This window comes from Simiduia sp., from assembly GCF_058345725.1.
On the sequence record NZ_JBTUOC010000051.1, the window covers coordinates 21,627 to 33,265 of the forward strand.

An 11,639-nucleotide genomic window follows, 5' to 3' on the forward strand; every position below is an offset into this window, starting at 1 on the left:
TAGATGGAATCATACCGCCACAGCTTTGGGTGGCACGCACAACCAATTAGGAGACTTTTGTGGGCAATCGACTATCCAAGATCTATACGCGCACCGGCGACGATGGCACTACCGGTCTGGGCGATGGCGCGCGCATCGCGAAACACGATCTGCGTATGCAAGCTATTGGCGATGTCGACGAAACCAATTGCGCCGTAGGGCTGCTGGTGGCCGAATTGCCGTCGGACGATGCACTGCAACCCTGGCTGTCGCGCATCCAACACCGGCTCTTTGATTTAGGCGGTGAGCTGTGCCTACCCGACTATGAATTAATAAAGGCTGAGCACACGGCAGAACTTGAACAGTGGCTCGATACACTTAACGAAGACCTGCCGCCACTGAAAAACTTTATCCTACCTGGCGGCTCAAAAGCCGCTGCCTTCTGCCATCAAGCCCGAGCCGTTTGTCGCCGGGCGGAGCGCTCAGTTGCCGCGCTAGGTGCAGCCGATGCGGATACTGCCCTGCCCGGTATTCGGCCAAGCCTTAGCGCCTACATCAATCGCCTAAGCGACTTCCTGTTTGTCGCCGCCCGCGTGATAGCGCGCCGCGATGGTGACAGCGAAGTGCTGTGGCAACAGGGTCTATGAGAGTTCTGATTTTGGGTGCAACGGGCGCTGTGGGAGCCGAACTGCTTCGGCAGTCACTCTGCCTCGAATCCATTACCCTGGTGATTGCTCCCACCCGCTCGCCGCTGCCGCCCCACGCCAAATTGATGAACCCGGTATTGGATTTTAATCAGCTCGATGCCGAGGCAGACTACTGGCATGTGGATATCGCACTCAGTGCACTGGGCACCACGCGCAAACAGGCGGGCTCCAGCACAGCCTTTATTCATATCGACAAAGACATACCGCTCACCGTCGCCCGGCTGGTGCGGGATAAAAACGCCCACAGTTTCGGGTTGATCTCCTCGCTCGGTGCAAAACCCGGCGGCAACCTATACCTCAACACCAAAGCCGAGCTCGAACAGGCCGTGCAAGCGCTGCGTTTTCCGCACACAGTGATCCTGCGCCCATCGCTTATCGACACTCGGCGCCCCCAAGGGCGCCCCTTAGAGGCGCTGGGTTTATGGTTTGCCAAACGGCTGGGGCGCTTACTGCCCGACCGCTACCGCCCCGTGCGCCCCGCAGCAATAGCGCAGGCGCTTCTGGGTAGCTGCCTCGAGCGCCCCGTCTGCCCAGATACAACCGTCACATTCATTGAATCCGAAGCAATTGAAAAAAATACCCGCGTTTGAATCCAAATGACCTGCCCTGCCTGTCTAACGTCATAACACATTCACAACTCTGAGAGAGACAGTATGGAAAACCTCCTGATTCCCGTTTTTGGTATCGTGTTCACCTTCGGCGCACCTGTGCTGATTGTTTGGTTGGCACTCAGATACAACGAGCGCAAAAAAGTCCTCATGCACGAGACTATCAACAAGCTGGTTGAATCTAATCAACCGGTTCCCGCGGAATTGATCAGCGCCTTCGAGCAAAAGCCGCGCGCCAATATGCTGCAAAACGGCATTATCTTATTAGGTGTTTCGGCGGGCCTGTTTGTATTTTTGCAAACCCTCACCAATATCGAGATTGCCTCGGTTGCGGCCATCCCACTGTCGTTGGGGCTGGCGTTTCTGCTGGTGGCGCGCATGGAAAAGCAACAAGACAGCGAATAAGTGGATACCGCAGCACTCATTGCCCGCGTGTTGACGTCCAACGACCAGCACGCCTTTGCCCTACTGGTGCAACAGCACCAGTCGGCGCTGCGCTACAGCCTGCGACAATGGCTGGGCTGGGATACCGCCCTGGCCGACGACTTAGCACAAGAAGTGTTTTTAAAGGCCTACCGAAAGCTGCATCAGTTTCAGGCCCAGGCCAAATTTTCGACATGGCTGTATCGCATTGCCTATACCACCTGGCTGAACTACGCCCAACAACACACTCAAAAACAACGGGCAACAGAAGGCCCCCTGGATGAGTTGGCCGAGGCGCGCAGCCAGCGCTGCATACAGCAGGCCGGCGCAGTCATGGATATTGAACGCGCCCTGAAGCGATTAAGCGAGCCACAGCGGGTGGCCATACACCTGTGTCTGCAGCGAGGTTTCAGTCACGCCGAGGCCGCCAACATTATGGCCCTGCCACTCGGCACGGTAAAAACACACGTGAACCGTGGGCGAGCTCTGCTAGCCCACCTCATGCACGACTATCGGGAGATAAGCGATGAGCCAGCCTAATGACCCGCTGAGCATTCAGCTGCAACAGGCCGAACCTCACATTGCGGACGGCGGTTTTACCGATGCGATATTGGCACGCATTGCACTCACAGCCAGTGCCCGCAAATTGCGACCGTTGCCGATGCTATCGCCTCGCGCACGTTTGCTCGCATTCGGAATGACCAGTGCCGGCTCTGTGATTGCCGCACTAGGTCTGCGCGAAGCGAATCTGGTGGATCCGGTTGCAATTGCGCCACTGCTTAGCCTGACCACAGTGCCACCCAATCAATGGGGTATTCTGCTGGCCATCGGCTGGCTGGGCGCCCTGGCAATCAGCGGTATCGCCCTGCTTAAGCTGCGCTAATGCATTGCTCGCGCACATGCGCAGTAGATCAGCTTTCCGATTGAGCACCGGCGGAGACTGAAGGAACTCCTCGGCCGGTGTCAGGGCTGTCTGCAGCGCCGGCCGCACGCCTAAATTCCGCTTTATAACCAGGCAGTTCTGTACCCATCCAACGGTCCCACCAAGTGAAATACAAACCGTAGTTGCCGCTGAAACGCTGGTGGTGCAAATCGTGGTGGGTGGGCGTGGTGAGCGCATCCAGCGGGGTATCCACCCACCAGTGCGGATGGAACTCCACACCGCAGTGCCCCATGGCATTGCGCACAATCATGATGGCCAAAAAGGCGAAGATAACCGACACGTGCAACGGTAGCAGCACCACTATAATCGGCATAAACAGCGCCATAAGTACCGCCTCGCCCGGCGCAAAACTGTACGAAGCCCAGGAGGTGGGCGTGCGCGACAAATGGTGCAAACGGTGAAAGCGCTTGAACAATACCGGGTGATGCATGGCCCTGTGCACCCAATAAAAGTAGGCATCGTGTGCGATCAACACCAAGGGTAAACTCAGCGCCGTGTACCACCAGCCCCACTCGCTGACGTTCATATAGATCTGTGAATAGCCACTTTGTTCGACCCGCACTGTGAACAGACCCACCAGGGCATATACCGCGGTGGTTATCAGCGACCAGGTGATCTCGCGCCGAATATCCGCGCCTGTGGCGCACCGGTGTTGAATGCGCCGCCGCTCGGACCAGCCGCGGGCCAGTACAAACAACACAAAGAGTACGGCGCCAACGCCGGCGAAATACCGCAGCGTATCCACGGTGAAAATGGCCAACCACAACTGGGCTTCACGCACTAATAGACCGGCAACTTCGGCCATGCTCCACGTCTCCTATCAAACATTGCTATGCTGCAGGTCTACTTGGATAGTGACAGCACAAGACGACCCCATGAGCTACACCATAGGCCAGCTGGCTAAGGCCTTGAACATCAGCACCGAAACCATTCGCTATTACGAGCGCGAGGGTCTAATCAGTCAACCGGTTAAACCCCAGCAGGGTTATCGCCGCTATTCAGACGATCTCAAAGCAAGAATCATTTTTATTCGCAAAGCCCAGAGCTTGGGCTTTAGCCTGACGCAAATCAAGCACCTGCTGAACTTGGACAATGCGCCCTGCCACGAAGTCCAGCAACTGGCACAACAGAAATTGCAAGATGTGCAACAACGCATCAACGATCTGGAACAGCTAGCGCTAGCATTGCAAAACCTGATACGACAGTGCCAAAATAACCGAGGAGAACAGTGCCCAATCATCCAAATCTTCTCCGAAACTTGACCCTGTACCCCACTACGGCGCTTACAATTCCGGCCAGAATCACTGAACGCGCTTTTTCTTGCGCCTGCGGCAGCTGTAACTATGTTGATGAAATCCCCCCAAGCGCAAATTCGCTGTGTCGTCGCCTGCCCCAACTGTCAGGCCGTGGCCATTGAGCATATGCCAATAGATGCCTGCCAGTGGTTTTACCGCTGCCCCAGCTGCAAGCAACTGCTAACGCCCAAGCCCGGCGATTGTTGCGTATTTTGCTCCTACGGGTCGCTGCCCTGCCCGCCGGTGCAATTAGGCAAGGCCCGCCGTAAGCAAGCCTGATAGCGCCCTCACTGGTCAGATTCCACCCATCCCACGGCGTAGCCCCTGTGCCTAACTCCTGTTAAACTGCGCCGCTGCATGTGCCCGCTCTCCCCTCGCTACGCTGGAAACCCGCCATGGATGCCTTTATTACCTCGACGTTTGCCGTTGCACTGGCGGAAATGGGCGATAAAACGCAACTCTTAGCGCTGTTGCTCACACTGCGCTTTAGCAATAAGCCCGCGCTGGTGGCGGGTATTTTGGTTGCCACACTGATCAATCACGGTCTTTCGGCCTGGGCTGGCAGCTGGCTGGGTGCGCAGCTGCCGGCCGGCTGGGGCGAGGGGCTCATTGCGGCCAGTTTTATCGGTTTGGGGCTGTGGTTATTGATCCCCGACAGCGCCGAAGACGACAACCACAGGCTGGATCGATTCGGCGCTTTTCTGGTGGCCACGGTGCTCTTTTTTTTGGCCGAAATTGGCGACAAAACCCAGGTGGCCACCCTCGTATTGGCAGCTGAATTCCAGGCACCGCTGTGGGTCGCACTGGGCACCACCCTGGGTATGCTGTTGGCCAATGTACCCATTGTGTACGCCGGCGACGCCCTATTGCGGCGTATTCCCGTCGCCTTAACGCAGCGCATAGCCGCCGCACTGTTCATTGCCGTAGGCCTGTGGGTAGCTTGGGTCGCGCGCTGACACTGCGCGCTGGTAATTTTAACTGCAGGGCAGCTACACTTCAGTCAGCCCCCACCAACTCGGCAATGGATATGTCACAGACAGCGCGCTGGCGCACCTTCTGGCTAGCAATTCTGACGCTCTGCGTCAGCGGCCTCATCCATGCCGCAGAGCGTCGCTCGGTGATCACCTTTAGCTGCGCCATCGTGCCCGACTCCGAGGTCATTGAACAGCTCGACCAACTCTACCAACAGGCCTTCGATCAGTTGGGTTACGATTTTATTATGGTGGATCGCCCCGGCCGCCGTAGCCTGACGGATGTGAACCAGGGCCACGTGGACGGTGAGTGCGCGCGCTTTGGTCTGCTGCAGGACGACAGCCGCTTCACGGAACTGGTGCGGGTTGAAGCGAAACTCGTGGACTTTAAGTTAAATGTGTACAGCTATCGCACAGACCTGCCCGAAGTGACCGCCGCCAATATCACTCAACTGCAACTGCGCGTGGGCTACCAGCGCGGGTCTGCCGCCCAAGATTCACTCCTAGCCGAGCTGCCGAGCGCCTATAAAACCCAATTTATTGAGCTGGGCCACGGCCTGCGCATGATGGCGGCAAAACGGTTGGATGTGATCGTCACGCCACAGGCTTTGATCGCCGCCACACTGGCCAAGGTCTCCACGCCTGCGCCCCAACGGGTGGGCACCTTGGCGCAGTTTGGCGCTTACCCCTACCTCAATCGCGAACACCAAGCACTGGCGCCTCGCCTGGCTGCGGTGCTCAATCAAATTCTCAGTGATCCCGAGCACCCTCTGCACCGATTTTCGGAATAGCCCTGCGCTCGGACGCTAACATTCGATATTCCATATATATGAAATTTCATATATATTGCCGCCTTCACTTGTCCCACCCCTGGAGGCGCCGATGTCACCCACGGCATTTTTCAAATTACTGGCCGATGACACACGCCTGAAAAGCTTGCTGCTCATATGCCGCGAAGGCGAATTATGTGTGTGCGAACTGACCTGTGCACTGGCCGAGAACCAGCCCAAAATATCGCGCCACCTGGCCCAATTGCGCACGGCCGAGGTTCTGTTAGATCGGCGCCAGGGCCAGTGGGTTTACTACCGAATCAATCCCGATCTGGCGCCTTGGTGCCAGACACTGCTGGCCGACACCCTGGCGGCCAATCCCGACTTTTTATCCAGCCACCTGCAGCAACTGGCGCGCATGGGCGACCGCCCCGCGCGAGCGCAAGCCTGCTGCTAATTCGCGAGGTACACACATGACAATTAAGGTAGGGATCAACGGATTCGGCCGCATGGGCCGACTCAGCCTGCGCGCAGGTTTTGGGCGCGAGCCACTGAATTTTGTTCAGATCAACGAGCCCGCCGGCGCTGCCGAAACCCTGGCGCACCTGCTCAATTTTGACTCGGTACACGGACGTTGGCAGCGGGCAGCAAGCCACCGGGGCGACACGCTGTTGATCGACGCCCAGACCATTCGCTGCAGCCAAAACCGGGCCATCGCCGATACCGACTGGTCGGACTGCGATCTGGTGATCGAGGCATCGGGCAAGTTCAACCGCAAAGCCGACCTGCAGGCCTATCTGGATCAAGGCGTTAAACGGGTGGTGGTAACCGCGCCCGTAAAAGAGGACGGCGTGTTGAATCTGGTCATGGGCGTAAACCATCAGCTATTCGATCCCGCGCAGCACGCCATCGTCACGGCCGCCAGTTGCACCACCAATTGCCTGGCCCCGGTGGTTAAAGTTATTCACGAAAATCTGGGCATCGTGCACGGCAGCATGACCACCATTCACGATCTCACCAACACCCAGACCATATTGGATGCGCCCCACAAAGACCTGCGCCGCGCGCGCGCTTGCGGTCAAAGCCTGATCCCCACCACCACCGGCTCGGCCACGGCCATCACCCGCATTTTTCCCGAGTTGAAGGGCAAGTTAAATGGTCACGCCGTGCGTGTGCCGCTGGCCAATGCCTCGCTCACCGACTGTGTGTTTGAAGTGGCCCGCGCGACCACAGTGGATGAAGTGAATGCACTCTTGGCCAAAGCTGCAGAGGGCGAGCTGGCGGGGATTCTGGGCTATGAAAGCCGACCGCTGGTGAGTGTGGATTACAAGTCCGATCCGCGTTCCAGCATCATCGACGCCTTGTCTACGCTTGTGATCAACGGCACCCAAGTGAAAATTTACGCCTGGTACGACAACGAGTGGGGCTACGCCAACCGCGTGGTAGATCTGGCCTGCTTTGCGGCTGCCTGAACCGGACAATCCCCATGAACGTGACCTCGCCCCTGCGCCAATACGCCATTGTTACCGGCAACTACTGGGCCTTCACGCTCACCGACGGCGCATTGCGCATGCTGGTGGTACTGTACTTTCACGGGCTGGGCTATAGCCCGCTGGCCATTGCCTTGCTGTTTGTGTTTTACGAGGTGTTTGGCGTCGTAACCAACCTTCTGGGCGGCTGGCTGGGTGCACGCATGGGGTTAAATCACACCATGCAGCTGGGCCTGCTATTGCAAATTGTTGCCCTGAGCTTGCTCCTAGTGCCGGCCCATTGGCTCACCGTGCCCTGGGTGATGGGCGCGCAGGCACTCTCGGGCGTAGCCAAAGACCTCAATAAAATGAGCGCCAAAAGCGCCATTAAATTGCTGGTGCCCGGTGACGCACAGGGCCAACTGTACCGCTGGGTGGCGCGCCTGACCGGTTCCAAAAACGCGCTAAAGGGCGTCGGTTTTTTTATGGGCGGCGCGCTGTTGACCGCCACCGGATTTACCGGCGCGGTCGCGCTAATGGCAGCGGCGCTGACGCTGGTGGGCGCATTCAGTTTATTGACCCTGCGCGCGCCGCTGGGCAAGGTCGCGCGCAAGCCCAAATTCCGCGAGCTATTTTCTAACAGCCCAGCAGTGAACTCTCTGTCGGCGGCGCGCTGCTTTTTATTTGGCGCCCGCGACGTGTGGTTTGTGGTTGCCTTGCCGGTTTATTTGGCCAGCACACTCGGCTGGGATCATTGGCGCGTGGGCGGCTTTCTGGCTCTGTGGGTGATTGGGTACGGCGCCGTGCAGAGTGTGGCACCGCGCTTCACGGGCGAGGCGCCAGACGGCCGCAGCGCGACAGGCTGGGCACTGGTATTGGCGGCGATTCCGGCCGCTATCGCCCTGACATTTACCCACGCAAGTTTTGGCACCCAGTTTTTACTCCTTGGCCTGGGTTTATTTGGCATTGTTTTCGCGCTTAACTCCTCGCTGCACAGCTTTCTAATTGTGCACTATGCCCGCAGTGACGGGGTATCGCTGGACGTGGGCTTTTATTATATGGCCAATGCGCTCGGGCGCCTGCTCGGCACCCTGCTATCGGGCTGGTTGTTTCAATGGGCCGGCCTCGGCGCCTGCCTGTGGGTCTCGGCCGGGTTTGTGGCGCTGGCGGCGCTGTTATCGCTCAAGCTGCCTCGAGTCGTTCAAGCCAGATGATCCACTAAGGTTGACTCCGTACCCAACTACAGGGTTTAACCTAAAAATCTCACGGGCCACGGGCGTTAAACCGGCATGAAACACCACCCTTTCCATTGGCCAACCCTTGGCGGATTGGCCGCCGCCGTCGGCGCTAGCCTCTGCTGTGCAGCGCCATTACTGCTGGTATCTCTGGGCATTAGCGGCGCCTGGATCGGCAATCTTACGGCGCTGGAGGCCTATCGCCCCCTTTTGATAGCCCTCACCGGTGCCTGCTTTGCTTGGCCCGCGTGGCAATTGTTCGGCCCCCCACCCCAGTGCACACCCGAAACCGCTTGTAGCGACGCCGGGGTACGGCGACGCAGGCAATGGCTGTGGAGTGTTGCATTGGCACTGGCGCTGATCTTAGTGGCCTCGCCCTATTGGCTGGCATGGCTTTACCAACACCTTTAATGCTGGAGAACACCATGAAATACACCCTCTTCCTTTGTCTGCTCCTGAGCGGCGTCTGCCAAGCAGACGACCAGCATGTGACGCTGGCCGTCTCGGGCATGAATTGTATAACCTGTCCGATCACTGTTCGCAAAGCGCTGGAAAATGTCGACGGCGTGGCCTCGGTTACCGTTGATGCCGCCACTCAGCGTGCCCAGGTTGTCTTTGATGACAGCCAAACACAGGTGGACACCCTATTACAGGCCACCCGACAGGCCGGCTATCCCGCGTCAATAGCCGAGGAGCCACAACATGACTGACTGGGTGCTCCGCTCAACGCTCACCTGTCCCCAGTGCGCACACAGCCAAACCGAGGTGATGCCCACCAACGCCTGCCAGTGGTTTTACGAATGCACGAAATGTCGGCAACTGCTCAGCCCAAAACCGGGGGATTGTTGTGTGTTTTGCTCCTACGGCAGCGTTGCCTGCCCGCCTGTGCAGGCCGAAACAGGTTGCTGCTCACGTCACACTTAGCCCTGTCTAGGCCCACGTTTCAACCAAAGGTAGTTGCGCGCGCTTAAGCCCGTTACCTCAAAGCTTTGCACCGACGCGGGCCCTTGGGCCGCGGCAGCGCACACCAGTAGCGGCACCAGGTGCTCTTCGCGGGGGTGATTGAAGCGGGCGCAAGGTGCCTCTTGCCAATTGGCTAGGCGCGCCGGTGAGTGCTCCGCCTGCCAGTGGGTGGCCAGCACCTCATCCAGCCAGTGCGCAAAGACCTCGCTGGCGTCCACTGCCGCCGGCGTGCGCGCGCCGAAAAAAGCCGGCAGATTGTGAAAGCTAAACCCCGAGCCCAACAGCAATGCATCGCTGGGCAGGCATTGGCTTAACACTTGGCCGAGTCGAGCATGCAGCACCGAGTCCAGGCGCGCATCCAAGGACACTTGCAGCACCGGCACTTGTGCCTCTGGGTAGAGCAATAGCAGGGGCACGAACACACCGTGATCCCAATTGCGCGCCACCGCCTGCGCCTGCAATCCTTGACGTGTTAGTGCCGCCACCAGTGCGGCAGCCAGTGCCGGCTGGCCTGGTGCCGGGTAGGTCAGCTGGTAACTGGCCGGTGCAAAACCTTGATAATCAAACAGCAGCGACGGGTGGGGCGCGGCGTTGACCTGAAAGCCGCGCGCCTCCCAGTGCGCGCTAATCACGACTATCACACTGGGGGTGGCCGGCAGTTGATGCCGCAGGTCGGCAAAGGCGCTCACCAGCTGTGCATGATTGGGGTCGTCCATTAAGGGCAGCGGCCCGCCGCCGTGGGAAACAAATGCAATATCCATGAAGAAACTCCAGACGGCAACGGGCGCCGATATACGACGCCTGTCACGCGGTACTTAGGCAATTCAAGCCGTAGCTTGGCGGTTATCCAGCGCCGTTCGACCTGGGCCATTAGCGACAATAAACAGCAGCGCGCCGGCCATGCTTAGGTTTTTCATAAATAAGATCATTTGCATCTGATCGCCAAAATTGCTGTGAAACACCAGACCAGACACCAGGGAGAAGCCCGCTAAAGCCAGCGCTGCCCAACGGGTTTGCCAGCCCACCGCCAGCGCCAGGCCACCGGCTATCTCTACCACAATGACCAGCGGCAGCAGCATGCCGGGAATGCCAAAGGCCTCCATATAGCCTTGGGTGGCGGCGTAAGCACCGACTTTACCAACACCGGAAACGATAAAAATGAGCGCCAACAGTGTGCGGCCCAAGGGTGAAGCTAGCTGTGCAAATGTGTTCATAATCCATGCCTCTATCTGTGTGAGTGAATGGCCTTAGCCAGTGATGCCATCCTAGTTGTTGCATGAATCATGATAAACCGTATAAATTGGAATTAATTTTTGCGAAATTATGAATAATCATGGGGCAGCTTGAAGAACTTGAAAACTTTGTGCGCATTGCCGAAGCCGGCGGTATTGGCAAGGCAGCCGATCAATTGGGGGTGGCTAAATCGGCGGTGAGCCGCCGTTTAGCGGAACTGGAGTCGCGCCTGGGGGCGCGCTTGCTGGCGCGCACCACCCGCCGCTGGCACCTGACCGAGGCCGGTCAGCGCTGCTACGAACAGGCCTTGCGCCTGCTCGACGCCAGTGCCGAGCTGGCCGCCCAGGTGAACCCAGAGAATCACGCCCTGTCCGGGCGCCTGCGCATTGCTGCACCCCTGTCCTTTGGCGTAGTCCATTTACCCCCGGTGATTGCGGCCTTCAGCGAGCGCTACCCGGGACTATCGGTGGATCTGGATTTGTCGGACGCCTTTGTCAATCTGGTGGAAACCGGTGTGGACCTCGCACTGCGTATTGGCGATCTGGGCAACAGTAATCTGCGCGCGCGCAAAATCACCCCCATCAGCCTGTGCTTGGTGGCCGCGCCCAGCTACTTGGCCACAGCAGGCAGGCCCCAAACGCCCGACGATTTACGTCGACACCGACTCCTGCTCTACGGCAACAGCAACAATAGTCTGCTGACCTTGACCGGCCCCGACGGCAGTCAACACCAGGTGGAGTGGACGTCACCCGTAAAGGCCAACAACGGCGATTTTCTCAATGCCATGGCCGTGCAGGGTTACGGAGTTGCCTGCTCGCCGCGCTTCATTTGCTGGCAGGATCTGGCCGCTGGCCGGCTGCAGCCGCTGCTCACCGACTACCAGCTCACAGAACGCGCGCTCTACGCCGTTTACCCAGCCAGCCGCTTTGTGCCGCAGCGGGTTCGGGTCTTTATCGACTTTCTGGTGGAATACTTTGGCGAGCGGGGCCATTGGGAATCGACCGGTTGCGCAGAGGTGGCGTAAGTTCGCCGCGCAGTCGTCG

The 11,639-nt window shown here is 58.5% G+C and carries 19 protein-coding genes; 16 read left to right on the top strand and 3 right to left on the bottom strand.

Going from position 1 to position 11,639, the window contains the following annotated elements; genetic code table 11:
- Nucleotides 1-59: 59 nt before the first annotated feature.
- From ACW8F6_RS11780 to ACW8F6_RS11800, 5 genes are all read left to right on the top strand, one after another.
- On the top strand, nucleotides 60-626 hold the full coding sequence (locus ACW8F6_RS11780) for a cob(I)yrinic acid a,c-diamide adenosyltransferase (protein ID WP_491576068.1): 567 nt from the start codon (nucleotides 60-62) through the stop codon (nucleotides 624-626).
- Nucleotides 623-1,276 (top strand): Rossmann-fold NAD(P)-binding domain-containing protein, encoded by a 654-nt coding sequence (locus tag ACW8F6_RS11785; protein WP_491576069.1) that lies wholly within the window; start codon nucleotides 623-625, stop codon nucleotides 1,274-1,276. Before ACW8F6_RS11780 ends, ACW8F6_RS11785 begins: the two co-directional genes overlap by 4 nt.
- A 63-nt stretch (nucleotides 1,277-1,339) precedes the next feature.
- Complete coding sequence (locus ACW8F6_RS11790) at nucleotides 1,340-1,699, top strand: DUF6249 domain-containing protein (RefSeq protein ID WP_491576070.1); 360 nt, start codon at nucleotides 1,340-1,342, stop codon at nucleotides 1,697-1,699.
- Nucleotides 1,700-2,257 (top strand): RNA polymerase sigma factor, encoded by a 558-nt coding sequence (locus ACW8F6_RS11795; protein ID WP_491576071.1) that lies wholly within the window; start codon nucleotides 1,700-1,702, stop codon nucleotides 2,255-2,257.
- Nucleotides 2,244-2,600 carry a hypothetical protein gene (locus ACW8F6_RS11800; RefSeq protein ID WP_491576072.1) on the top strand — a complete coding sequence of 119 codons (357 nt, stop codon included), beginning with the start codon at nucleotides 2,244-2,246 and terminating at the stop codon, nucleotides 2,598-2,600. Before ACW8F6_RS11795 ends, ACW8F6_RS11800 begins: the two co-directional genes overlap by 14 nt.
- 28 nt (nucleotides 2,601-2,628) lie before the next feature.
- On the opposite strand, the gene ACW8F6_RS11805 is transcribed toward ACW8F6_RS11800, so the two are convergent.
- Complete coding sequence (locus ACW8F6_RS11805; RefSeq protein ID WP_491576073.1) at nucleotides 2,629-3,465, bottom strand: sterol desaturase family protein; 837 nt, start codon at nucleotides 3,463-3,465, stop codon at nucleotides 2,629-2,631.
- 70 nt (nucleotides 3,466-3,535) lie between these two features.
- On the opposite strand from ACW8F6_RS11805, the gene ACW8F6_RS11810 reads away from it, so the two are divergent.
- The 10 genes from ACW8F6_RS11810 to ACW8F6_RS11855 all read left to right on the top strand — a co-directional run bounded on the left by ACW8F6_RS11810 (nucleotide 3,536) and on the right by ACW8F6_RS11855 (nucleotide 9,324).
- A complete protein-coding gene (locus tag ACW8F6_RS11810; RefSeq protein WP_491576074.1) occupies nucleotides 3,536-3,922 on the top strand; it encodes a MerR family transcriptional regulator in 387 nt (128 codons plus the stop codon).
- Nucleotides 3,923-4,003: 81 nt separating this feature from the next.
- Nucleotides 4,004-4,234: a GDCCVxC domain-containing (seleno)protein gene (locus ACW8F6_RS11815; protein ID WP_491576075.1), complete on the top strand. Its 231-nt coding sequence runs from the start codon at nucleotides 4,004-4,006 to the stop codon at nucleotides 4,232-4,234.
- Between the two features lie 116 nt (nucleotides 4,235-4,350).
- A complete protein-coding gene (locus tag ACW8F6_RS11820; protein WP_491576076.1) occupies nucleotides 4,351-4,911 on the top strand; it encodes a TMEM165/GDT1 family protein in 561 nt (186 codons plus the stop codon).
- A 71-nt stretch (nucleotides 4,912-4,982) separates the two neighbouring features.
- Nucleotides 4,983-5,717, top strand: coding sequence for a substrate-binding periplasmic protein (locus ACW8F6_RS11825; protein WP_491576077.1), 735 nt, complete (start codon nucleotides 4,983-4,985; stop codon nucleotides 5,715-5,717).
- Nucleotides 5,718-5,808: 91 nt separating this feature from the next.
- A complete protein-coding gene (locus tag ACW8F6_RS11830; RefSeq protein WP_491576078.1) occupies nucleotides 5,809-6,153 on the top strand; it encodes a metalloregulator ArsR/SmtB family transcription factor in 345 nt (114 codons plus the stop codon).
- 16 nt (nucleotides 6,154-6,169) lie between these two features.
- On the top strand, nucleotides 6,170-7,168 hold the full coding sequence (locus tag ACW8F6_RS11835; RefSeq protein WP_491576079.1) for an ArsJ-associated glyceraldehyde-3-phosphate dehydrogenase: 999 nt from the start codon (nucleotides 6,170-6,172) through the stop codon (nucleotides 7,166-7,168).
- Between the two features lie 14 nt (nucleotides 7,169-7,182).
- A complete protein-coding gene (gene arsJ / locus ACW8F6_RS11840; protein ID WP_491576080.1) occupies nucleotides 7,183-8,379 on the top strand; it encodes an organoarsenical effux MFS transporter ArsJ in 1,197 nt (398 codons plus the stop codon).
- 75 nt (nucleotides 8,380-8,454) lie between these two features.
- Complete coding sequence (locus ACW8F6_RS11845) at nucleotides 8,455-8,811, top strand: mercuric transporter MerT family protein (protein WP_491576081.1); 357 nt, start codon at nucleotides 8,455-8,457, stop codon at nucleotides 8,809-8,811.
- 14 nt (nucleotides 8,812-8,825) lie between these two features.
- On the top strand, nucleotides 8,826-9,110 hold the full coding sequence (merP, locus tag ACW8F6_RS11850) for a mercury resistance system periplasmic binding protein MerP (RefSeq protein ID WP_491576082.1): 285 nt from the start codon (nucleotides 8,826-8,828) through the stop codon (nucleotides 9,108-9,110).
- Nucleotides 9,103-9,324 (top strand): GDCCVxC domain-containing (seleno)protein, encoded by a 222-nt coding sequence (locus ACW8F6_RS11855; protein ID WP_491576083.1) that lies wholly within the window; start codon nucleotides 9,103-9,105, stop codon nucleotides 9,322-9,324. The genes merP and ACW8F6_RS11855 overlap by 8 nt, the downstream gene beginning before the upstream one ends.
- Here ACW8F6_RS11855 and ACW8F6_RS11860 read toward each other — a convergent pair.
- Nucleotides 9,321-10,124, bottom strand: a complete 804-nt coding sequence (locus ACW8F6_RS11860) for a DODA-type extradiol aromatic ring-opening family dioxygenase (RefSeq protein WP_491576084.1) — start codon at nucleotides 10,122-10,124, stop codon at nucleotides 9,321-9,323. The genes ACW8F6_RS11855 and ACW8F6_RS11860 overlap by 4 nt on opposite strands.
- A 63-nt stretch (nucleotides 10,125-10,187) precedes the next feature.
- The gene (locus ACW8F6_RS11865; protein WP_491576085.1) at nucleotides 10,188-10,577 is read right to left on the bottom strand and encodes a DoxX family protein; all 390 of its coding nucleotides are present in this window, start codon (nucleotides 10,575-10,577) and stop codon (nucleotides 10,188-10,190) included.
- Nucleotides 10,578-10,696: 119 nt separating this feature from the next.
- On the opposite strand from ACW8F6_RS11865, the gene ACW8F6_RS11870 reads away from it, so the two are divergent.
- Nucleotides 10,697-11,620 (top strand): LysR family transcriptional regulator, encoded by a 924-nt coding sequence (locus ACW8F6_RS11870; protein ID WP_491576086.1) that lies wholly within the window; start codon nucleotides 10,697-10,699, stop codon nucleotides 11,618-11,620.
- Nucleotides 11,621-11,639: the final 19 nt, after the last annotated feature.